Here is a 20,415-nt window from a genome sequence, read left to right as displayed (position 1 = left end):
CCACTATCCACCCCCATGCCGCAAGAGAAGGAAAGCAGAAGGCCCCCCCCCCCCCCCCCCCCCCCCCCCCCCCCCCCCCCCCCCCCACGCCGACCGTTCGCACGCCGTGTACGCGGGGAGGTCAGCTCGTCCAGAAATCCCACCAGCGCGTCAGCACGAGCATGCCGATCACTCCCAGGTGCAGCACCGGCGGCACCCAGGCGAACTCGTCGAGGAACGTACGGACCCAGCCCGGCGCGGGAAGGAAGCCCTGGCGGACGGTGTGCGCGAGGACGTACCAGAACAGGACGGTCGTGGCGATCCACGCCAGACAGCACCACAGGCACAGTGCGTTGATCCGGTACAGCGACTCGAACTGGAGCCAGGAGACGAAGCCGATGCCGAACAGACAGCCGGCCAGGAAGGTCAGCCAGTACCAGCGTGGGAAGACCGCCCCGGCCAGCAGGCCGACGCCGACGCAGATCACGATGCCGTAGGCGACCAGGCCCAGCATCGGGTTGGGGAACCCGAACGCCTCGGCCTGGTCGCTCTCCATGACGCTGCCGCAGGACACGACCGGGTTCAGGCTGCACCCCGGCGTGAAGTCGGGGTCCTCCAGGAGCTTGAACTTGTCGATGGTGATGACCCAGGCGGCCAGCAGTCCGGCCGCGCCGGTGATCACCAGCAGCAGGGCGAAGGCGCGGCCGGAGCCCGCCGTGTGCCGCACCCGCTGTCCCGCGGCGGCGGTCACCCCGGCTCAGACGCGCAGGCTGCGCGCGGGCAGGACGACGTGCGCGGCGGCGGTGAGGGTCTCCTCCGCGCCCGCGAACGCGGCCAGCGCCTCGGGCTCGATCGGACGGCCGGGCGCGGCCTCGGGCCAGGGGCGCGTGGTGAACACCAGGTAGGCGTAGCCGCGTTCGCCGACGGCGGCGAGCCACTCGGGCGGGGCGGGGCACTGGGCGTTCAGCGGCGGCAGGGTGAGCACGGCCTGGCCGGCCTCGACCAGCAGGCTGGCCGGCACGTTGGACGTGACGTTGCCGTCGACGAGGTCGCCGCCGACGGGCAGTCCCTTGTCGGCGAGCAGCCGGGCCACGGCCTCGCTGGTCGCCTCGGGGCCGCCGGGGCCGTCGCCGAGGCAGTAGGCGAGCAGGTAGGGCATGTCGGCGCCGTCGGGGGCCTCGCCGCTCCACGCCATGACGACGAGGGTGCCGAGATCGGCGGGGTGGAAGGGGCGGGTTGTGCTGGGGGTTGAGGTCACCGCGCGACCATATCGACGGGGCGGAACACCGCCGGGCGGGTTCTCACCCGACCGGGGGACCTCACGGGCGGGCTCCACACGATCGAGGGACGGCTTCTCGAACAGCGCCGGGACAAACACGGAGAGAGCCGACACCGTGCGTCGCACCCCACGCACCCGGAAAGGCGTGGGACACGGCACGGTATCGGCTCTCCGCGTTTACCGGGCCCCGGAATTACGGAAAAGGGCCCGGAATTCGTCAGCCCTGGAGCGGCAGGCCGCCGAGCAGACCGCCCGCGGAGTTCAGTGCGGTGGTCGCGCCCTTGACCGTGTTCAGCACGGACTCGGGGTTCTCGGTGTTCAGCGCGTCCGACTGGTGCTGGAGCGGCATCGCGTCGGCGACACCGGGCTGGAGGCGGCCACTGGTGACGTTGTTGACGGCGCCGGTGAGGCTGGTGGGCGTGAGGTCGGCGGAGCTGGCGGCGAACGCGGGTGCGGCGGCACCGGCGAGGGCCAGGGAACCGGCAACGACAGCGGCAGCCTTCAGGGACTTCATCGTGTTCCTTTCTTCGGCAACTCGTGTCACCGGGGGAAATTCTGACGCCGTGCACAACGAGATGACGCCGGAGCGGAAACTCCGAACGTGGGGGAAATTTCCGTGATCTCGGTTCCGCGTGTTGAATTCGGTCGGCCGGGAGGGGAGTCGGAGGGCGACCGGAGCCGGACCGGTCGCCGGGGAGGGACCACCTCGCCGGCTGCCGGGGAGGGACCGCCTGAACGGCCGTCCCCCGCCGGCTCGCGGGAGGGGCCGGTCACGACGGCCGTCACAACGCCTGTCACAACGTCGCCGCCGGCCCGCGCGCGCTGCGGAACCGGCGGCGACGGCCGCGGTGCTGTGTCAGACGAGCGGCGGCAGCCCCGAGGCAGGCAGCGCGGGCGCGTCCACCGGGAGCGGCGGCACGTCCACCGGGACGGACGGTGCCTCCGCCGGGACGGAGGGCGCCTCCGGCACCGCGGGTGCCACCGGCAGTTCCGGAGTGCTCGCGGGCAGTTCCGGAGCGCCCGGCGGCAGCTCCGGCGGGGTCACCGGCAGGCCGGGCAGCTGGGGCAGCCCCGGCAGGCTCGGCGCGGGCAGTGCGCCGACCGGCAGCGCCGAGGCGAGCAGGTCGACCAGGCCGGCGACGAGGGCGGTGGCCGCCGGGAGCACACCGGAGACGTTCCCCGAGGTGACGGCCGCGAGCAGTGACTCGACCGCCTTCTGGAGGCCGACGAGCGCGTCGCCCGGCGGGTCGGCGGACGGCGCCCGGTCGGTGCCGCGGGTCAGGGCGGGCAGGCCGGGCGCGGCGGGTACGGCGGGTGCCGCGGCCGCGCCCGGAACCATGGACACCGTGGGCGCGGCGAGTGTCTGAGGAAGCGTCGAACTGGAGGAGCCCGCGGCGACCGCCTGGGCGACGGCCGCCTGGGCGGCTTCACCCGACCGGGTGGCCTGCTCCGCGGTGAGCCGGCCGTTCTCCGCCTTGAGCGCGGTGTCGACGAGGTCGGTGACAGGGGTGAGGGTGCCTAGGTCGCCCAGGCTCTCGACCTGGGCGAGGAGCGAGTCGGCCCCGGGGACGGGCGCTCGGGACGCCGCCCGGGTGCGCTCCTGACCGGAACCGCTGTCGGCCGCGGCCACGGCCGGACCGGCGATCCCGAGAACAAGGGCGGCGCACAGGGCGGTGGTACCGATACGCCTTACGGGCAGACCACGCATACGTGTTCCTTTCGGTGGTGCGTCAGATCTCGTGTCCACCGTGGGAGTGACGTTCGCTCTCCGCAACTGATCGATCACGTCACGCTTCAGGCCTGTCGCACCCGATCACCGCCCGCGCGGGCATCACTCCAGGCCGAAGGCCCGCCGAGAGTGATCCACGCCCCTTGCGCGGAACCCCCCATTCGGAGCGGGGAACCATGCGCACCCGCAACGACGAGCCGGCCGCCCTCCCTGGAGCGGGAGGACGGCCGGCTTCGCGAGAACGCGTCAGGCGTTGACGCAGGTGTTGCCGAACGCCGGGTTCAGCAGGCCGATCACGTTGACGGTGTTGCCGCAGACGTTGACCGGGACGTGGATCGGAGCCTGGACGACGTTGCCGGACAGCACACCCGGGGAGTGGGGGGGGGCGCCCCCCCCCCCCCCGGCGGGGGGGGGGACCACAGCACCACCAGCTCCGGCCAAGGCAAAGGCAGAGGGGCGGAACAGGCCCTTTTCCGCACATGACATGGAGAGGAGCTCCTTGGGGATTGACACAAACACCAGGGCGGGGATGCCCGGCGTTGTGAAAACGCATGGCACGCCGATGAGTTGTGCCGCCAATGGGGTGATCTCACCGAAGGCCCGGCTTCACGATTCCGACACACATGCCCATTTTCGGAGGATTAGTACGGATAACGGCTAGAGTTGCGGGCCTCCCGACCCACCCTTATAGCCAGCAAATCGCACGAAAGGGAAAGCCGGTCATGCGCATTCCCCCGGGTCCCCCGCGGAACGCCGTCGCCGAACCCCTGGACGACGTACCGATTTCGACGGCCGGCAGGGCGGCGGGGGCGCGCGAACCGGCGTACGCGCACGGCCCCGGTCCCGTCCCGGAGGCGTTCGAACGGACCGCGGGTCTGCGGCGCGGCGGTGACCAGCCGGGCTCCCGACTCGTTCCCTCACGGGACGCGGCATGGGCCGGCGTGCTCTCCGTCGCCGTCGGCGCCCAGCAGTGAAGCGCGTTCCCGCACGTCCCCAGCGTCATCCGTGAGCGAGGAAACCGCGCATGCACCAGTCAGCAACCGACCCCCCGCCGCGGGTCCTGCACGTCACGCAGCCGGTGGACGGCGGGGTGGCCCGGGTGGTCGTCCAGCTGGTCGGCGCCCAGCTCGCGGCCGGGCTGCGGGTGAGCGTGGCCTGCCCCGACGGACCGCTGGCCGGCCTGCTCCACAAGGCCGGTGCCGAAGTGCTGCACTGGCCGGCGACCCGCTCGCCCGGCCCCGCGCTGGCCCGGGAGGTGCGCTCCCTCGGCCGTCTGACCGGGGAGGTACGGCCCGAACTGGTGCACGCGCACAGCGCGAAGGCGGGTCTGGCGGCACGGCTCGCGCTGCGCGGGCGGATCCCGACGGTGTTCCAGCCGCACGCCTGGTCGTTCGAGGCGGTCGGCGGCGCCACCGCCGCGCTCGCCCTCAACTGGGAACGGTTCGGCGCGCGTTGGACGCGGCGCACGGTGTGTGTCAGCGAGGCCGAGCGGCAGCGGGGGGTGCGCGCGGGGATCGCCGCGCGGTGGAGCGTCGTCCCGAACGGCGTCGACACCGAGGCCTTCCACCCGGCCCCCGTGGACACCGTAAGGGCGTCCCTGCTGCCGGACTGCGACCCCGCCGCCCCGCTGGTGGTGTGCGTCGGGCGGCTGTGCGAGCAGAAGGGGCAGGACGTCCTGCTCGAGGCCTGGCGCAGGGTGCTGCGGCGTGTGCCCCGGGCGCGGCTCGCGCTCGTCGGGGACGGACCCCTGCGCGAGCAACTCGCCGCGTTGGCACCGGAGTCGGTGCTGTTCGCCGGTGCGGTGGCCGACCCCGTGCCCTGGTACCAGGCCGCCGATCTGGTGGTGCTGCCCTCGCGCTGGGAGGGCATGGCGCTGGCGCCGCTGGAGGCGATGGCGTGCGGGCGCCCGGTACTGCTGACGGACGTGGACGGCTCCCGGGAGAGCCTGCCGTCCAAACTGGCGCCCCGCTGCCTGGTGCCCCCGAAGGCCCCGGCCGCGCTCGCGGAGGCCCTCGCCGCGCTGCTGCTCGACCCGATGCAGCGCGAGTCCCTCGGCCACCAGGGACGCCGCCACGTCCTCGCCTCGCACGACGTACGGCACACCACGGGCGCGGTCACGGACCTGTACCGCGAACTGCTCGGCGGCGCACGGCGAACCGCCCCCTCGGCGGCGGATCTCCCGCCCGCCGGGGGCCCCGGCCCGGCCGAGGACCCCGCGCCCCACCCCACGCTCACCGAGGACCCTGCGGCGCGTCCCGCGCCCACCGAGGACAGGGAGCACATCCACTCGTGACCGCGGAAAGCACCGTCCCCTCGCCCGGCACGCAGGCACGGGACCACGGACCGACGCCCCTCACCCTGGTGCCGCGCAGCCATCGCCGCGCCTCGGGCTTCCTGTTCCCCGCGCGCAGACCCAGAGCCCGCCCCGCGTCCCCGCTGCCACTGATCGCCGCCGACACCACGGCCGCGCTGCTGGGCACCCTGGCCCTGACCGACCGGCACCCGGTGCTGGTGGGTCTGCTGGTGGCCTCGGCGTTGCTGCTGCGCCCGCACCGGACCGTGCGGATGCCGGGCGTACTGGACGAACTCCCCGCCGTCTGCGGGCGGGTCGTGGTCGTCTGGCTGGGCCTGGCCGCACTGCTCGCGGCGTACTCCCCGCATGCCGCGCTGTCCGCCCGCACCCTGGCCCTCGGCGTCCTGACGCAGTCGGCGACGGCCATGACCGGACGGGCCCTCGTGCACCGGCGGCGCCGGACCGCGCTGCTGCGCCGCCCCCGCGCGGCCCTGGTGGTCGGCCCGGCGCCCACCGCGCAGCGGGTGGCAGCGGCCGTGCTGCGGCACCCGCGCTGCGGGATGCGGCCGGTCGGTGTCGTCGCGGCCCACCACGAGGGCGTCGAGGGACTGCCCGTGCTGACCACCGGCGGGGAGGTGCAGCGGGCGCTCATCCAGAACGCCGTACGGGACATCCTCGTCGTGCACCCCTCGGCGCGGGTCCAGCAGGCGCCGCTGCTGCGGGCGCTCGCCGAGTCGGGATGCGCGGTGTGGGAGCTGGACGCCGACTCGCCCGCCCACGAGGCACGTGAACTGCTCGCCGGGTTCTCCTGCCGCAGGCTGCGGCTCGGCTCGGGCCTGCGCGGCAGCGCCGGCAAGCGGGTGCTGGACGTGGTGGTGTCCGGTGCGCTGCTGGTGGCGGTCAGCCCGCTGCTGCTGGTGTGCGCGACGGCGCTGCGGTGCATCTCGGGGCCGGGGGTGGTGTTCCGCCAGGAGCGCATCGGCAAGGACGGGCGCCCCTTCACCCTGTTGAAGCTGCGCACCTACCGCCCGATGGACGCGCACGAGGCCGCCACCCGTTGGAGCGTGGCGAACCAGCGGGACATGCCGTGGTTCTGCCGCTTCCTGCGCCGCTCCTCGCTGGACGAACTGCTCCAGCTGTGGAACGTCTTCCGCGGCGACATGAGCCTGGTCGGCCCGCGCCCCGAACGGCCCTACTTCGTCGGCCAGTTCAGCCAGACCCATCCCGGCTACGCGGCCCGCCACCGGATGAGCACCGGCATCACCGGGCTGGCCCAGATCAACGGGCTGCGCGGCGACACCTCCATCGAGGACCGGGCCCGCTTCGACAACGCCTACATCGACAACTGGTCGCTGTGGCAGGACATCTGCATCCTGGCGCGCACCGCGTCCACGCTCGTCCGCCCGACGGGGAGCTGACCCGATGAGCCTCGCCCTGCCGCCGACACCCCGCCGGACACCGTCGCCGGTGTGGCCGGTGGTGGCCGTGGTCGCCCTGCTCGGCCTGCCGCTCACCACCGGCGGAGAGGGCGGCGCGGGCCCCGCCGACGCGTTGTCCGCGCTGGTCGTCGGCTTCTGCGCGGTCCGCCTGCTGCGGCAGCGGCGCCGTCCGCTGAGCCGGACGGCGGCGATCGTGCTGGCCCTGCCGGTGGTGGGGCTGACGCTGGCCGCGGTCGGCGCGTCCTCGCCGGCGGCCGGGCTGGCCGGACTCGGCCGCTATCTCCAGGTGTTCGTGCTGGTCCCGGCGGCGGTGCTGCTGCTGGTCCGGGACCGGGCCGACTTCCGGCTGCTGGCCTGGGCGTTCGTGGCCCTGGCCGGCTGGGAGGGCGCGGTCGGCGTCCATCAGTACGTCACCGGCACCGGCGCCTCCTACCAGGGCCGAACGCTGCGGGCGGTGGGCACCTTCGGCGCGCAGGACGTGATGGGCATGGCGACCGTGGTGTCGTTCGGCCTGGTCTGCGCGGTCGGACTCGCCCTAGGACGCGGCCCGTTCAGGCAGCGCGCCATCGCCCTGGCCTGCGCCCTCGCGCTGCTGGTGCCGCTCGCGCTGTCGTTCAGCCGGGGCGCCTGGATCGCCACGGCCGTGACCTGCGTGGTGCAGCTGTGCCTGGCCGGGCTGCGGAGGGCGCTGAAGGTGGCCGCGGCCGCCCTGGCCGCCGGTGTGCTGCTGGTCGGCGGCCTCGGGTTCGGCACGGCCATGCTCCAGGAGCGCATCGCCAGCATCACCCAGGTCACCGACGCGCCCGACCAGTCGGTCACCGACCGGTACAGCCTGTGGGCGGCGGCTACCGGGATGTGGCGCGAGCGGCCGCTGACGGGTGTCGGCCTCAAGGGCTTCCCCGAGCACCGCGACGCGCACGCCTCGCTCGCCCTGTCCTCGGGCAGCGACACCGAGGGCGCGGGGGCCGCCTTCCGCAGGCAGCCGCTGCTGTCCCCGCACAACATGTATCTGCTGGTCCTCGCCGAGCAGGGGCTGATCGGACTGCTCGCGCTCGCCGGGAGCTGGCTGGCCCTGCTGGTGTGCGCCCTGCGCCGGCTGCCCCGGGCCCACCGCACGGGCACCGGCCTCGACTGCGCCCTGGTCTCCTGCGGCCTGCTGACCTGGCAGCTGACCGACTTCTTCTACGCCGACATCGGCGGCCCCTCGACCGTGCTGACGGCCGTGTCCTTCGGGCTCGCGGCGTGGTGGGCGCTGGCGAGCGGGGCGGACGCGGCGCCCGGCGGCCCGGCCCGCGCGCAGGGGGTCGCGGCGCCCGGCGGTCCGGCGTCCGCCGAGGAGGTCGCGGCGCGATGACCGTGACGCCCTCACGGCCGCCCTGGGCCGAGGACACGGCGGGCCTGCCGCCGGCCCGTCCCGGTGAGCGGGCCGGGGAGGAGCCCGGGTATCCCCCCGCCCCGGCGGGCCCCACCGCCCCCACCGCACGCGGGACCGGCCGACTGTACGCCGCGGACGAGGCTGCCGTACGGACCGGACAGCCGGCCTCGGACGAGGCTGCCGTACCGACCGGACAACCGCTCTCCGCGGCCCGGCCCGCGCCCCGCCCCGCCGCCCCGACCGGGCACACCACCGGAGATCTGCACACCCCGGACGCCCCCACGACACCGGCCGGGCACCCCTCCGCGGGCCGGAACGCCCAGGCCTCTCCACACCCGCGTACTCAGGGCTCTCCACACCCGCGCACCCCGGCCCCGCCCACCGCCCGCACCCACCGCTCCACCGGGCACCTTCCTCCAGTTCCTCCCGCCGGCCACCCCCCGCGCCCCGGCGACCCCGCCGGACTCCCCCACCCCACCAGCCGGTTCCTCGCCCGTGCCGCGCTGGTCACCGCGTCCCTGTCGATGGCCGGGGCGGTGCTCGGCCTGGTGCGCGACCAGGCCCTGGCGAGGCTGTTCGGGGCGGGGAGCGGCACGGACGCGTTCCTGGTCGCCTGGACCGTGCCGGAGTTCGCGGCGACCCTGCTGATCGAGGACGGCCTCGCGTTCGCGCTGATCCCCGCGTTCAGCGTGGCCCTGGCGCGGCGCGCCCGGGGAGGCGGCGGGGACCCGGTGCGGGCGCTGGTGGCGGCCACCCTGCCCCGGCTGGCCCTGGCCCTGGTCGCGGCCGGCGGACTGCTGATGCTGATCGCGCCGTGGCTGGTCGAGGCCATGGCCCCCGGTCTGCCCGACCCCGGTCTCGCCGTCGACTGCACCCGGCTCACCGCGACCTGCGTGGTCAGCTTCGGTCTCGCCGGGTACTGCAGCGCCGTCCTGCGGGCGCACCGCCGCTTCCTCGCCCCGGCGGCGATCTACGTCGCGTACAACACCGGCATCATCACCGGCATGTTCGTCCTGGGCGGGCGCTGGGGGGTGCGCTCGGCGGCGGCCGGTGTGGCGGTGGGCGGCTGTCTGATGTTCCTCGTCCAACTCCCGTCGCTGCTCCGGCAGTTGCGCCGCACCACACCGCGCGAGCCGGGCCGGGAGCGGGAACGGGAACGGGAACGCAGGGTGGGGATCGCCCTGGTCGCCACCGTGCTGCTGTTCGCCCTGTGCCGTCAGTCCCAGATCCTCGTCGAGCGGTTCCTCGCCTCGCTCCTGCCCTCCGGCGCCATCTCGCATCTCAACTACGCCCAGAAGGTGGCGCAGATGCCGATGGTGCTGTCGCTGATGCTGTGCACGGTCACCTTCCCGGTGGTCGCCCGCGCCCTGGCCGACGGCGACACCGAGCGCGCCCGCGGCCGGGTGGAACGGGACCTGGCGCTGGCCGCGTGCATGGTGCTGCTGGGCACGGCGGCGGTGGTCGCGTGCGCTCCGCAGATGATCGAACTGCTCTTCCAGCGCGGCGCGTTCACCGCACACGACACCGATGCCACCGCCGGTGTCATGCGGGTGTACGCGCTCGGGCTGCTCGGGCAGACCCTGGTCGGGGTCCTGGCCCGCTCCTACTTCTCCGCGGCCCGCGCCAGCTGGTACCCGGTCGGCGCGATGGCCCTCGGCATCCTCGCCACCACCTGGACCGGCGTCCTCGCCGTCGGCCCCTGGGGGGTGCTCGGCATCGCCGCCGCCAACGCCGCCGGGATCACCGTCACCGCCGCGCTGATGCTGGCCGGCACGCGCGGCCGGGGCGTCCCCGTCCGGCTCCGCCCGGTGCTGGGCGAGCTGAGCCGTCCGGTGCTGGCGGCGCTGGCCGCGGGCGCCGCCGGGGCGTTCGCCGCGAGCCGCTTCGAGGGGGCGCTGCCCGGCCTGGCCGCGGGCGGCACCACCGTCACCGTCGTCTTCGTCCTGCTGGGCTGGGCGCTGGGCGCCCAGGGCAGCGCACCGGCACTCCGATCCGTACGTCCCGCGACCCTAAGGCGCCCCTATGGCCGTAACCGTTGACACCGGCAGATCACCGTCGAGGACGTCGGCCCCCTGGGTGGCCATGTACCACTCGGTGGCCGACTGCACCGACGACCCCTACCGCATCACCGTCACCCCCGAACGGCTCGACGGACAGCTGGCCTGGCTGCGCAGACGCGGTCTGACCGGTGTCGGGATGGCCGAACTGCTGGCCGCCCGTGCCCGCGGCCGGGCGCACGGGCTGGTCGGACTGACCTTCGACGACGGGTACGCCGACTTCGTCGACGCCGCCCTGCCTGTGCTGCGCCGCCACGGCTGCAACGCCACCCTGTTCGTGCTGCCCGGCCGGCTCGGCGGCGACAACGCCTGGGACCCGCTGGGCCCCCGCAAGCCCCTGCTCACCGCCGACGGCATCCTGCACGCGGCCGCCGAGGGCGTGGAGATCGGCTCGCACGGCCTCACCCATGTCGACCTGACCGAGGCGGACGACAAGGTGCTGGCCGCCGAGCTCGGGGAGAGCCGAGCACTGCTCACGGAGCTGACGGGTGCTCCGGTCGCCGGGTTCTGCTACCCGTACGGCACCGTCGACCGCAGGGTCGTCGACGCCGTCGCGGTCGCGGGCTACGACTACGCCTGTGCCATCGACCCGGGCCCGCTGACCGGCCCGCTCGCCCTGCCCCGGGTGCACATCGGGCAGCGCGACACCGCCGTACGCCTGTATCTCAAGCTCCGGCTGCACGGGCTGCGCCGACGGCCCGTGGGAGGTCCGCGATGAAGGCGCTGCATGTGATCACCGGGCTCGGGGTGGGCGGCGCGGAGCAGCAACTGCGGCTGCTGCTGCGGCATCTGCCGGTCGACTGCGACGTGGTGACGCTCACCAACCCCGGCGCGGTCGCCGACGGGCTGACCGCCGACGGGGTCCGGGTCACCGACCTCGGCATGGCCGGGAACCGCGACCTGGCGGCCCTGCCCCGGCTGGCCCGGCTCATCCGCACCGGCGGCTACGACCTGGTCCACACCCACCTGTACCGGGCCTGCGTCTACGGGCGGCTGGCCGCGCGGCTGGCCGGGGTGCGGGCGATCGTCGCCACCGAGCACTCGCTGGGCGACTCCCAGATGGAGGGCCGTCGGCTCACCCGGGGTGTGCGCGGCCTGTATCTGGCCACCGAACGCCTGGGCCGCTCCACCGTCGCCGTCTCACCGACGGTCGCGGACCGGCTGCGCCGCTGGGGCGTGCCGGCGCCCCGGATCGAGGTCGTCCCCAACGGCATCGACCTGAGCCGCTTCCGTTTCGACCCGCTCCTGCGCCACCGCACCCGCCAGCGCCTCGGCCTGCCCGAGGGCGCCTACGTCGTCGGCGGTGTCGGCCGTCTCACCGCCGGCAAGCACTTCGACGTGCTGGTCCGCGCGCTGGCCCTGCTGCCCGGCGACCACTGGCTGCTGCTGGTCGGCGGCGGCCCCGAGGAGAACGTCCTGCGGCGCACCGCGCACGAGGCCGGGGTCGCCGACCGGGTGCTGTTCACCGGAGAGCGCCCCTACGTGCCGGACGGCTCGCCGGGCCCCGATCTGCCCTCCCTGACCTCCGCGATGGACGTGCTGGCCTCGCCGTCCCCCGAGGAGGCGTTCGGGCTGGCCGTGGTGGAGGCCTTGGCCGCGGGCCTGCCCGTGCTCTACGCCTCCTGCCCCGCCGTCGAGGACCTGCCGCCGGGCGCGGCCGGTGCCGCCCGCCGTGTCACGGGCGGCGCCGAGGAGTTCGCGCGCGCGGTCGGCGAGGTCCGGGCGGCCGTCCCCGCGCCGCGCACCGCCCCCGACGCGGCCCGGCACTACAGCATCACCCGCAGCGCCGCCCGGCTCATGGACGTGTACGCGGCGGCGGTCGCCCCCTCGTCGTCCCCCTCAGCCCAGGAAGTGAGCTCCTGATGACCGACAACCCCACCGCCCAGCACCGCGCGCCCCGCCCGCTGGCCCGCGCCAGGTCCCTGCCGCCGTGGACGGTGATCGCGGCCGGCGTGCTGGCCGGGGGTGTGCTGGGCGGCGCGTACGGCGCGCTGAGGACGCCGTCGTACACCGCGACCGCGTATGTCGTCGCCGTCCCCGCCGACAAGGCCGACCCGGCGGCCGCGCTCGGCTTCGCCCAGGCGTACGGCCGGGTCGCCACCCAGGTGGCGGTGCTCGGCGACGCCCAGGTGTGGGCGGGCGTGCCGGCGGCGACGCTGCGGTCCGCCGTGACGACCGCGACGTCCCCGGACGCCCCGATGGTCGCGGTCTCCGCCACCTCCTCGCGGCCCGACCTGGCCGCCGACATGGCCAACGCCGTCTCCCGCGCGCTGACCCGGCACGCGGCCGACAGCTCGGACGCCACCAACGTCGAGCTCCAGCAGTTCGCCCGCGCCGTCAAGCCCGTCGAGCCGTCCTCCGCGTCCCCGGCGCTGACCGGCCTGGTCGGCGCGAGCGCGGGCGGACTGCTGGGCGGCATGGTCCTGCTGGTCCGGCCCCGGCGCTCCGCGCGCGCCGCGGAACCCACGGCCTCCCTGCCCGCCCCGGCCGTCGCCGCCGACACCCGCGGCGCCCTGTGAAGGCGTCGTACACCTCCGAACTGGTCACCACCGACGCCGGATTCGCCGCCCTGGCCGCCGACTGGAGCCGCCTGTACCGCCGTTGCGCCGCCGCGACACCGTTCCAGAGCCATCCCTGGCTGCACTCGTGGTGGCTGTCGTACGGCCGGCGCGGGCGGCTGCGGCTGCTCCTGGTGCGCGCGCCGGGGGGCGAACCGGTGGCCGCCGCGCCGCTGATGGCCGTACGACGTCCGCTGCCCGCGCTGGTGCCGCTCGGCGGGGCGATCTCCGACTACGCGGACGTCCTGCTGGACGACGCGCACGCCGAGGGCGCGGTCGCGGCGCTCACCGAGGGGCTCGCGGCGGCCGCCCGCAGTGCGCTGATCGACTTCCGCGAGGTCCGGCCGGGCGCCGCCGCCGAGCGGGTCTTCGACCGCTGGGACGGCCCGCGCCACCGGGTGAGCGACTCCGTGTGCCTGGAGCTGCCCGCGCTGCCCATGGACGAGCTGGTCGCGCGGCTGCCCTCCGCCAAGGCGCAGCAGCGGGTGCGCGCCAAGCTGCGCAAACTGCGCGCGCTCGGCGTGCACCGCTCCGTCGTGCGCCCCGACGGCGTGGACGACGCGCTGCGCCGGCTGCTGGAACTGCACCGGCTCCAGTGGCAGGGCCGCAAAGTGACCGGCGAGCATCTGCGGCCCCGGTTCGGGGAGCATCTGGCACGCTCGGTCGGCCCGATGGTGCGCTCCGGCGACGCGGTGGTCACCGAGTTCCGGCTGGACGACGACGTGGTCGCGGTCGATCTGACGCTGATGTCGCCGCGCCTGGCCGGCGGCTATCTCTACGGCGCCCACCCCCGGCTGCGCGAGCGCAAGGCGGACGTGGCGGTGATGCTCCTGGACGCCTGCGCCGAGCACACCCGCGGCGGCGGCCACGGCACGCTGAGCCTGCTGCGCGGGAACGAGCCGTACAAACACCACTGGCGTCCCGAACCGGTCGTCAACCAGCGGCTGCTGCTGGCCCGCAGGCGCACCGCCCCGCTGCTCGGTGCCGCCCTCGCCGAGGTCGCGGCCCGGCAGCGGGCCAAGGAACTGCTGCGCCGGAGGGAGCACGACGGTGGCGGCGGATCCTGAGAGAGCCCGCCGCCACCCGGCGCGTGCGCGGTCAGCGCAGCCGCGACCACCAGTCGAACTTGAGGCACAGCTTCCCGCCGAGCCAGTTCTCGACCCAGTCGCCCAGCTCCACCGGCGAGCAGTTCGCCGGAGGCTGGGTGGGGGGTGTGGTCGGTGTCGGAGTGGGCACCGTCGGGGTCGGCGTGGGCGTCGGCTCCTGGGGGCGGGCCGACAGCATCTCGCGGTAGACCGCCGAGGCCCCGGGGTTGCGCCCGCACTGCCACACGCCGTGCGGACAGTAGTCCGTCACCGTGTTGTACAGCGGTTTGTGCTCGTCCATCCAGGCGAGCATGCGGCGCATGTACTCGGCGTTGTCGCCGTTGCGGAACAGTCCCCACTCGGGGAAGGAGATGGCCTTCCCGTGGGCCTTCGCGAAGTCCACATGGGCCTGGAGCCCGTACGGCTCCTTCACCTGCTGGTCGAACGACATGCCCTCCGGCTGGTCGTACGCGTCCATCCCGATGATGTCGACGGTGGCGTCACCGGGATAGCACTGCGTCCACGGCACCGCGTCGCGCCCACGACTCGGCGTGAAGTCGAACTTGAACCGCTGGCCGGGCACGGACCGCATGGCGGTGACGATCCGGTTCCAGTACGTCTTCCAGGCCGCCGGGTCCGGCCCGCAGCGGTGGGTGTACGTGATGCCGTTCATCTCCCAGCCGAGCACGATCACCGTGTCCGGCACCCGCAGCGCCACCAGCCGTTCGGCCAGGGTGCGGAAGTGACGGTCGAACGCCCCGGACGCGCCCTCCCGCAGCAGCCGGCGCACCTCGGCGTCCGACAGGCCCTCCTCGTTGCGCTCCAGCATGGGCACATTGAGGACGAACATCCGGTCCTCGCGTGCCGTGCGCCAGTCGGCCCACACGTCCAGGAAGCCGGGCAGCCCCTCGATGTTGCTCCAGCGGTCGCCGGGCAGGTAGGTGTGGCCGACCCGTACGTCGGCGCCGCCCAGCCAGGAGCTGAACTCCGCGATCCGGGCCACACCGCGCGCGCCGTAGTCGAGGTAGGCGCCGAAGGCGGGCCGCTGCTCCGCCGCGGCCGGGGCCGGGGTCTGCGCGGCCTGGGCGGCGGCCGCCGGGGCCTGTACCTGGGCCGGGTCGCCCGCCGCGAGCGCGGGGGACGCCGCGGGAGCGGGAGGGTCGCCGACGGCCACCACTCCGATTCCCGCGGCGAAACCTGGACCGGACGCCAGGACGGCCGATGCCGCGACCGTCGCCGCGACCAGCGCCAGGCGCCGGGACCGGGACCGACGTTGCTGTGGGGCCATGCCTGCTCCCTTCTTCTCTCTCGCGCTCAGTACTGACACTCAGTCATATGAATGTGCTCCCCGCCAGCGCCGTTACGGCGTCCGTGTGCCCCGCTCGCCCACCCGGGTGATCCGACGTAAGGAAATCCGTCCGTGCCCCTGTTCGATGTCCGCGTTCCCGCGGTGCTGCTGCGGATCGACCGCAATCCCTTCCACCACGGGACGCTCGGGGCGGTCCGTTCCCTGGGCCGGGCGGGCGTGGAGGTCCATGTGGTCGCCGACTGCGCGCAGAGCCCGGTGCGTGCCTCGCGCTTTCTGCGCGGGCTGCACGCCCCGCCGCCGCCCGGCGCGTCCGACGCCGTGATCACGGAGGTACTGCGCAAGGTGGCGGCCCGGATCGCGCGCCCGGCCGTGCTGGTGCCGATGGACGACGCGGGCGCGGTCGCGGCGGGCCGGCTGCGCGGCGAGCTGGCCTCCTCCTATCTGCTGCCCGGCCCCTCCCGTACCTCGCCGGAGCACGTCGCCGACAAGGCGGAGCTGGCCTCGGTGTGCGCGGCGCTGGACGTACCGCATCCGCGGACGCTGCTCCCGGACAGCCCGGCGGAGGCCGCCTCGGCCGCGTGGCGGCTGGGCCTGCCGGTGGTCGCGAAGTGGAGCCGGCCGTGGCTGCTGCCGCCCGGCAGCGGACTGCGCAGCACGGTCCTGGTGCGGTCCACCCGCGAGGCGCGGGAACTGCACGCGCGCGGCACGGAGGCGGGCAGCGCGCTGCTGCTCCAGGAGTTCCTGCCGCCGGGCGAGAACCGCGACTGGTTCTTCCACGGCTACGCCGACCGCGGCGGCTCGGTGCACGGGGGCGGGTCCGGCCGCAAGCTGCGCTCCTGGCCGCGCGCGGCGGGGCTGACCGCCGTCGGCACCTGGACCCCCAACCCGCGGGTGCGGGCGCTCGCCGAGCACCTGACCGCGGGGCTGGGCTACCGCGGCGTCCTCGACCTGGACTTCCGGCTCGGCGGCACCGGCGACTACCACCTGCTGGACTTCAACCCGCGCCCCGGCGCCCAGTTCCGGCTCTTCGCCGACGGCGCCGGTCTGGACGTCGTCCGCGCGCTGCATCTGGACCTGACCCACCGTCCGCTGCCGGAGGGGCGGCCGCGGCCGGGTCGGGAGTTCGTCGTGGAGAACTACGCCCCGCTCACCGCCCTGCGGCCGGCGCCCGCGGGCCGTGAGCTGGCCTGGCACGCCGCGGACGACCGGGCGCCGGGCCGGGCGCTGCGCGCGCTGTGGTCGCGGCATGTGGCGGGCCGGCTGCTGGACCGGCTGCCGGCGCCACGGCAGGAGCCGCCGGCCGGGGCGCCCCGGGTGGTCCGCCAGGGCGGAGCGCCGGTCGGGAACGGCCCGGACGCGGGCCGGCCGGTTGACGACGAGTGGGCCAACAGCCGCTGAGCCACACGGGCTCTGTGCGCACGGGCGCCCCGGGTGACGGCGCGAGGGACGTCACCCGGGGCGCGGTGCGGCCGGCCGGGGCCGCCGTGGCTCAGCGCTCGGCGCTCAGCGGTGGGACCCGGTCCTGCGGCCGCGGCGGAAGAGCAGGGCTCCGGCCGCGATCAGTGCGGCGCTGACTCCCGAGGCGGCGATCAGGGCCTCGCCGCTGCCGGTGTCGGGCATGTGCGGGCCGCCGGGGTGGCCGGGAGGCTTGGTGCCACCCGTGTGGGGCGGCTGGGTCGGGGGCTGCGTGGTGTGCGGCGGGTGGGTCGTCGGCGGGTGCGTGGTGTGCGGGGGCTTCGTGTGCGGGGGCTTCGTGTGCGGCGGCTTGGTGTGCGGGGGCTTCGTGTGCGGCGGCTTCGTGGGAGGCGGTGAAGTCGTCGGCGGGTGCGTCGTGTGCGGAGGCTTCGTGTGCGGGGGGTGCGTGTGCGGAGGCTTCGTGTGCGGAGGCTTCGTGTGCGGGGGGTGCGTGTGCGGGGGCTTCGTGTGCGGCGGGGACGTCGTCTGCGGCGGGGAGGACGGGGTGTCGCCGTAGCCGCCGTCGGAGTCCTCGTCGCCGTAGCCGGCGTCGGAGGAGTTCTCGTCGCCGTTGTCGCCGTAGCCGCTCTTGTCGCCGTCGCAGCGCTGTCCGAAGGGGCCGGCGCCCATGGCGAGCGCGTCGAAGGCCTCGTCGCACAGGCCGGGCACGGCGGAGCCGGACGGGTCCTCGCCGTGGCCGGAGTCGTCCGAGGCGGTCCGGTGGGTGCCCGACGTCGTGCCGGGCGAGGCGGAGGCGGTCCCGCCGGACACGTAGTCCGCGAGGGCGGGGCTGCCGCACAGGGCCAGAATGCTCGTCGCGGCGGCGGCCGCGACCATTCCCTTGCTCAGGGTCTGACGCACGCTCGTTTCTTCCTGCTCGATGGGATGAGAAAGGCCGGCCCCGGAACGGTGTTGAGGATCGCTCCGGGGTCGGCCTGGGCGCGGCCGCGCGGTGTGCAGTCGAACGACGTCAGTCGTTGACGCAGACGTTGCCGAGCGTCGGGTTGAGCAGGCTGAGCACGTTCACGGAGTTACCGCAGACGTTGATCGGGATGTGCACCGGGATCTGGACGACGTTGCCCGACAGGACACCCGGGGAGCCGACAGCGACGCCGGTGGCGTCCGAGTCGGCGAAGGCCGGAGCGGCGCCGCCGAGGGCCAGGATCGCGCCCGCGACGAGGGCAGCGGTCTTCTTCATGGACTTTCCCTTCTTCTGCGGTCATGCCTCTTTGACGGCCGAAGCCGAGCGGGCTCGACTGGAGTGGGCCCGCACCATGACCGGCAGGTTGTAGAACGAGGGATAGACGGAAGAGGAAACTGACGAACGCGAGTCGCGGGGGAATTCACTCGTCCGTCCTCACAGAATTGACGCCGGGTGAGAGCAGATGAGGAAACGCTTCGCCTGAGCGGAGGAAATTCAGCGGGTAATACGTTTGACGCGGACAGGACCGCCCGGAACGGGTGTGTGAAACACCCCGTTCCGGGCGGTCCCTGACGGCAGATCAGCCGTTCTGCACACCGTTGCCGGACAGCGCCGAGATGTCGCTGAGGATGTGCGACAGCGCCTCGTCGCCCTTGGCCTGGGTGGAGTTCTCGGCGCACTGCTGGTTCTGCGGGGCGGCGAGGACATTGATGTCCTGGACGGCGACCGGCACCAGCACACCGAGCAGCGGGCCGACGTTGGCCTTGGCCGGAAGACCGGCGCAGAGCTTGTTGACGGAGCCCTGCACCAGAGTGGCCTGCGGGCTCATGTCGCCCTTGGTCACCGAGTTGCCGAACGCGGAGTGGGCGCCGTTGCCGCTGGCGGACTTCGTACCGTCGTCGTTACCGATGGCAAGCGCCTGGGGGGCGGCCGCCGCCGCCACGCCCACGACGGACGCGGCGACCGCCGCAGCGGCCATTGCCTTCTTCAGCATTTCGCTTTCCTTTCCTGACCCACCACGCGGGTTTCGTGTCCCGCCCCGCGGGTTCTGCTGACCCGTCAAGCGGGTGCCTGCTCCCGCATCAACCCCGGGACACGGGATTGGTTGCGGGCATTCACCCGGAAGGATCGTCCGGCGGACGGACATTCATGGAATGCGCCCCGAATGCCCCTGGCGCACCTCCACCCGCGTGGGCCGTTCGAGTGAATAGGGGCAACCAAGCACGCCGGGAGGAGTTGGTCAGGAGGCTCCGGTGGACGGGGTTTCTCCAGAAGGGACTTAGCAAGTGATCAAGAAGGTTCTGGCCGTCGCCGCGGTCGCCGCCTCCGTTGCCGGTGCCGCCTCGCCGGCCATGGCGATCGGCAACGACGACGGCACCCACTCCGCCAGCGGCAACGGCGCCTCGCAGTCGTTCGGCAACTCGGCCACGTACGGCAACATGAGCCCGCAGATGGCGCTCATCCAGGGCTCGCTCAACAAGCCCTGCATCGGCCTGCCCGCCAAGGCGAACGTCGGCTCCCTGCTCGGCCTCGTGCCGATCGCGGTCCAGGACGTCAACGTGCTGTCCTCCCCGCAGAACCAGCAGTGCGTCGAGAACTCCACCCAGGCCAAGGGCGACGAGCCGCTGTCGCACATCCTGGACGACATCTCGGTGCTCGCCGGCAACGGCGCGGGCAACCACTGACCCTTCGCGCCACTCGGGCTCACCCTGTGAGCCCTGGGGCTGTATTCCGCAGCCCCGCCCAGCGGGCCGCCGAATTCTCGGCGGCCCGTTGGCTTACCTTGCGTCGCGTGACGATCAATAAGACCCTGCGGCTCGCCGTGCCAAGCCTTGCCCTGGCCACCACCGCGGGCCTGCTCGGCGCCGCTGTGCTCCCCGACCGACAGGCGCCGCGCGCCATGAACATCCTCCTGATGGGCACCGACACCCGGGACACCACGACCGCCGAGGAGCAGCGCGAGTTCTACGCGGGCGGCGTCGCCTGCGACTGCACGGACTCGCTGATGCTGGTCCATGTCTCGGCCGACCGGGACCGGGTGAGCGTCGTCAGCCTGCCCCGTGACTCCCTCGCCGAGATCCCCCCGCACCGCGACGCGGACGGCCGGGAGTACCCGGCCCACCCCGCGAAGATCAACGCCGCCTACGCCGAGGGCGGCCCACTGCTCACCGTCGACACCGTCGAGTCGATGACCGGCGTGGAGGTCGACAGCTACCTCCAGGTGGACTTCCGGCGGTTCATCGACTCCGTCGAGCAGGTCGGCGGGGTCGAGGTGTGCACCGCGCGCACGCTGCGGGACCCCGCCACCGAGCTCGATCTGTCGCCCGGCACGCACAGGCTCGGCGGCGGTCGGTCGCTCCAGTACGTGCGCGCCCGCAAGACGGACGGCAGCGCCGACCTCGGGCGCATCCAGCGCCAGCACCGGTTCCTGGTCGCGGCGTTGAGTGGCCTCCAGGGGCGCGGTCTGCTCGCCGACCCCGCACGCATGAAGCCGCTGGCGCGCACCCTGATGGGGCAGGTGGAGCAGGGCCTCGACGCGGGCGGCCTGCTGGAGCTGGCGGCGGCCCTGCAGAAGGTGCCGCCCTCGGCGACGGAGTTCGCCACGGTGCCGGTCGCGGGGTTCAACCCGGAGATCCCGAAGGTCGGTTCGACGCTGGCCTGGGACCGTACGAAGTCCGCCGAGATGTTCACCAAGCTGCGCGAGGACCGGCCGCTGCTCGCGGACGGTGAGAATCCCCTGCCCAAGGACCCGCCCGGCTTCGAGCCCGCCCCGCCCGTGCGCGGCAGCGCGCTGGCCTGCGACTGAGCCGTACCCGAAGGCGGCCCGAGCGCATGTCCGGGCCCCTCGCGCGCGGGCCGTCGCGGGTGGGCGGAGTGGGTGGGGGAAGTGGGCGGGCGGCGCGGGCCGCGGCGCGCCCGGGGGCGTTCGTCCCAT

21 protein-coding genes are annotated in these 20,415 nt (G+C 74.4%); 12 read left to right on the top strand and 9 right to left on the bottom strand.

All coding sequences use genetic code 11. The annotated features are described in order from the left end of the window. Positions 1 to 121: 121 nt before the first annotated feature. The 5 genes from ACZ6SQ_RS10555 to ACZ6SQ_RS10535 all read right to left on the bottom strand — a co-directional run bounded on the left by ACZ6SQ_RS10555 (position 122) and on the right by ACZ6SQ_RS10535 (position 3,473). The gene (locus tag ACZ6SQ_RS10555; protein ID WP_469559072.1) at positions 122 to 730 is read right to left on the bottom strand and encodes a vitamin K epoxide reductase family protein; all 609 of its coding nucleotides are present in this window, start codon (positions 728 to 730) and stop codon (positions 122 to 124) included. 6 nt (positions 731 to 736) lie between these two features. After that, complete coding sequence (locus ACZ6SQ_RS10550; RefSeq protein ID WP_469559070.1) at positions 737 to 1,237, bottom strand: DUF5949 family protein; 501 nt, start codon at positions 1,235 to 1,237, stop codon at positions 737 to 739. Between the two features lie 238 nt (positions 1,238 to 1,475). Then, entirely contained in the window at positions 1,476 to 1,772 is a 297-nt protein-coding gene (locus tag ACZ6SQ_RS10545; RefSeq protein WP_386385418.1) for a hypothetical protein, read from the bottom strand. A gap of 342 nt (positions 1,773 to 2,114) precedes the next feature. Beyond that, positions 2,115 to 2,966, bottom strand: a complete 852-nt coding sequence (locus ACZ6SQ_RS10540; protein WP_469559067.1) for a hypothetical protein — start codon at positions 2,964 to 2,966, stop codon at positions 2,115 to 2,117. A gap of 267 nt (positions 2,967 to 3,233) precedes the next feature. Then, positions 3,234 to 3,473 carry a chaplin gene (locus ACZ6SQ_RS10535; RefSeq protein ID WP_469559588.1) on the bottom strand — a complete coding sequence of 80 codons (240 nt, stop codon included), beginning with the start codon at positions 3,471 to 3,473 and terminating at the stop codon, positions 3,234 to 3,236. Between the two features lie 236 nt (positions 3,474 to 3,709). On the opposite strand from ACZ6SQ_RS10535, the gene ACZ6SQ_RS10530 reads away from it, so the two are divergent. The 9 genes from ACZ6SQ_RS10530 to ACZ6SQ_RS10490 are packed head-to-tail and all read left to right on the top strand — an operon-like array spanning position 3,710 to position 13,776. Next, on the top strand, positions 3,710 to 3,961 hold the full coding sequence (locus ACZ6SQ_RS10530; protein WP_469559065.1) for a hypothetical protein: 252 nt from the start codon (positions 3,710 to 3,712) through the stop codon (positions 3,959 to 3,961). Between the two features lie 50 nt (positions 3,962 to 4,011). Beyond that, positions 4,012 to 5,280 (top strand): glycosyltransferase, encoded by a 1,269-nt coding sequence (locus ACZ6SQ_RS10525; RefSeq protein WP_469559062.1) that lies wholly within the window; start codon positions 4,012 to 4,014, stop codon positions 5,278 to 5,280. Beyond that, complete coding sequence (locus ACZ6SQ_RS10520; RefSeq protein WP_469559058.1) at positions 5,277 to 6,698, top strand: exopolysaccharide biosynthesis polyprenyl glycosylphosphotransferase; 1,422 nt, start codon at positions 5,277 to 5,279, stop codon at positions 6,696 to 6,698. The genes ACZ6SQ_RS10525 and ACZ6SQ_RS10520 overlap by 4 nt, the downstream gene beginning before the upstream one ends. Positions 6,699 to 6,702: 4 nt before the next feature. Further along, positions 6,703 to 8,073: an O-antigen ligase family protein gene (locus tag ACZ6SQ_RS10515; protein ID WP_469559056.1), complete on the top strand. Its 1,371-nt coding sequence runs from the start codon at positions 6,703 to 6,705 to the stop codon at positions 8,071 to 8,073. Further along, entirely contained in the window at positions 8,070 to 10,133 is a 2,064-nt protein-coding gene (gene murJ / locus ACZ6SQ_RS10510) for a murein biosynthesis integral membrane protein MurJ (RefSeq protein ID WP_469559053.1), read from the top strand. Before ACZ6SQ_RS10515 ends, murJ begins: the two co-directional genes overlap by 4 nt. After that, positions 10,117 to 10,869 (top strand): polysaccharide deacetylase family protein, encoded by a 753-nt coding sequence (locus tag ACZ6SQ_RS10505; RefSeq protein ID WP_469559050.1) that lies wholly within the window; start codon positions 10,117 to 10,119, stop codon positions 10,867 to 10,869. Before murJ ends, ACZ6SQ_RS10505 begins: the two co-directional genes overlap by 17 nt. Then, the gene (locus tag ACZ6SQ_RS10500; protein ID WP_469559046.1) at positions 10,866 to 12,014 is read left to right on the top strand and encodes a glycosyltransferase; all 1,149 of its coding nucleotides are present in this window, start codon (positions 10,866 to 10,868) and stop codon (positions 12,012 to 12,014) included. Before ACZ6SQ_RS10505 ends, ACZ6SQ_RS10500 begins: the two co-directional genes overlap by 4 nt. Next, positions 12,014 to 12,670, top strand: coding sequence for a YveK family protein (locus ACZ6SQ_RS10495; RefSeq protein ID WP_469559044.1), 657 nt, complete (start codon positions 12,014 to 12,016; stop codon positions 12,668 to 12,670). Before ACZ6SQ_RS10500 ends, ACZ6SQ_RS10495 begins: the two co-directional genes overlap by 1 nt. Further along, the gene (locus ACZ6SQ_RS10490) at positions 12,667 to 13,776 is read left to right on the top strand and encodes a GNAT family N-acetyltransferase (protein ID WP_469559042.1); all 1,110 of its coding nucleotides are present in this window, start codon (positions 12,667 to 12,669) and stop codon (positions 13,774 to 13,776) included. The genes ACZ6SQ_RS10495 and ACZ6SQ_RS10490 overlap by 4 nt, the downstream gene beginning before the upstream one ends. 31 nt (positions 13,777 to 13,807) lie before the next feature. Here the strand turns inward: ACZ6SQ_RS10490 and ACZ6SQ_RS10485 are convergent, their stop codons facing one another. Next, positions 13,808 to 15,082 (bottom strand): glycoside hydrolase family 26 protein, encoded by a 1,275-nt coding sequence (locus ACZ6SQ_RS10485; RefSeq protein WP_469559039.1) that lies wholly within the window; start codon positions 15,080 to 15,082, stop codon positions 13,808 to 13,810. 132 nt (positions 15,083 to 15,214) lie between these two features. Here ACZ6SQ_RS10485 and ACZ6SQ_RS10480 point away from each other — a divergent pair, with 132 nt between their 5' ends. Next, positions 15,215 to 16,501, top strand: coding sequence for a carboxylate--amine ligase (locus tag ACZ6SQ_RS10480; RefSeq protein ID WP_469559036.1), 1,287 nt, complete (start codon positions 15,215 to 15,217; stop codon positions 16,499 to 16,501). A gap of 105 nt (positions 16,502 to 16,606) precedes the next feature. On the opposite strand, the gene ACZ6SQ_RS10475 is transcribed toward ACZ6SQ_RS10480, so the two are convergent. From ACZ6SQ_RS10475 to ACZ6SQ_RS10465, 3 genes are all read right to left on the bottom strand, one after another. After that, on the bottom strand, positions 16,607 to 17,419 hold the full coding sequence (locus ACZ6SQ_RS10475) for an LPXTG cell wall anchor domain-containing protein (protein ID WP_469559033.1): 813 nt from the start codon (positions 17,417 to 17,419) through the stop codon (positions 16,607 to 16,609). Between the two features lie 109 nt (positions 17,420 to 17,528). Beyond that, the gene (locus ACZ6SQ_RS10470) at positions 17,529 to 17,756 is read right to left on the bottom strand and encodes a chaplin (protein ID WP_469559030.1); all 228 of its coding nucleotides are present in this window, start codon (positions 17,754 to 17,756) and stop codon (positions 17,529 to 17,531) included. A 304-nt stretch (positions 17,757 to 18,060) separates the two neighbouring features. After that, on the bottom strand, positions 18,061 to 18,474 hold the full coding sequence (locus ACZ6SQ_RS10465; RefSeq protein WP_469559028.1) for a rodlin: 414 nt from the start codon (positions 18,472 to 18,474) through the stop codon (positions 18,061 to 18,063). 292 nt (positions 18,475 to 18,766) lie between these two features. On the opposite strand from ACZ6SQ_RS10465, the gene ACZ6SQ_RS10460 reads away from it, so the two are divergent. Together ACZ6SQ_RS10460 and ACZ6SQ_RS10455 are read left to right on the top strand one after the other, a co-directional pair. Continuing rightward, entirely contained in the window at positions 18,767 to 19,165 is a 399-nt protein-coding gene (locus ACZ6SQ_RS10460; RefSeq protein ID WP_469559025.1) for a rodlin, read from the top strand. Positions 19,166 to 19,272: 107 nt separating this feature from the next. Continuing rightward, entirely contained in the window at positions 19,273 to 20,286 is a 1,014-nt protein-coding gene (locus ACZ6SQ_RS10455; RefSeq protein WP_469559023.1) for an LCP family protein, read from the top strand. Positions 20,287 to 20,415 lie beyond the last annotated feature (129 nt).

The sequence above is a fragment of the Streptomyces sp. NPDC048600 genome (assembly GCF_055587025.1).
Note: the sequence above shows the minus strand (reverse complement) of the source record. Positions and strands in the feature narration are given on the sequence as shown.

Bases quoted from the DNA above. Each gene is read 5' to 3' on its own strand.
- ACZ6SQ_RS10545 (WP_386385418.1), bottom strand. From the start codon at position 1,772: ATGAAGTCCCTGAAGGCTGCCGCTGTCGTTGCCGGTTCCCTGGCCCTC.
- ACZ6SQ_RS10540 (WP_469559067.1), bottom strand. From the start codon at position 2,966: ATGCGTGGTCTGCCCGTAAGGCGTATCGGTACCACCGCCCTGTGCGCC.
- ACZ6SQ_RS10535 (WP_469559588.1), bottom strand. From the start codon at position 3,473: ATGTCATGTGCGGAAAAGGGCCTGTTCCGCCCCTCTGCCTTTGCCTTG.
- ACZ6SQ_RS10530 (WP_469559065.1), top strand. From the start codon at position 3,710: ATGCGCATTCCCCCGGGTCCCCCGCGGAACGCCGTCGCCGAACCCCTG.
- ACZ6SQ_RS10525 (WP_469559062.1), top strand. From the start codon at position 4,012: ATGCACCAGTCAGCAACCGACCCCCCGCCGCGGGTCCTGCACGTCACG.
- ACZ6SQ_RS10515 (WP_469559056.1), top strand. From the start codon at position 6,703: ATGAGCCTCGCCCTGCCGCCGACACCCCGCCGGACACCGTCGCCGGTG.
- murJ (WP_469559053.1), top strand. From the start codon at position 8,070: ATGACCGTGACGCCCTCACGGCCGCCCTGGGCCGAGGACACGGCGGGC.
- ACZ6SQ_RS10505 (WP_469559050.1), top strand. From the start codon at position 10,117: ATGGCCGTAACCGTTGACACCGGCAGATCACCGTCGAGGACGTCGGCC.
- ACZ6SQ_RS10500 (WP_469559046.1), top strand. From the start codon at position 10,866: ATGAAGGCGCTGCATGTGATCACCGGGCTCGGGGTGGGCGGCGCGGAG.
- ACZ6SQ_RS10495 (WP_469559044.1), top strand. From the start codon at position 12,014: ATGACCGACAACCCCACCGCCCAGCACCGCGCGCCCCGCCCGCTGGCC.
- ACZ6SQ_RS10485 (WP_469559039.1), bottom strand. From the start codon at position 15,082: ATGGCCCCACAGCAACGTCGGTCCCGGTCCCGGCGCCTGGCGCTGGTC.
- ACZ6SQ_RS10470 (WP_469559030.1), bottom strand. From the start codon at position 17,756: ATGAAGAAGACCGCTGCCCTCGTCGCGGGCGCGATCCTGGCCCTCGGC.
- ACZ6SQ_RS10465 (WP_469559028.1), bottom strand. From the start codon at position 18,474: ATGCTGAAGAAGGCAATGGCCGCTGCGGCGGTCGCCGCGTCCGTCGTG.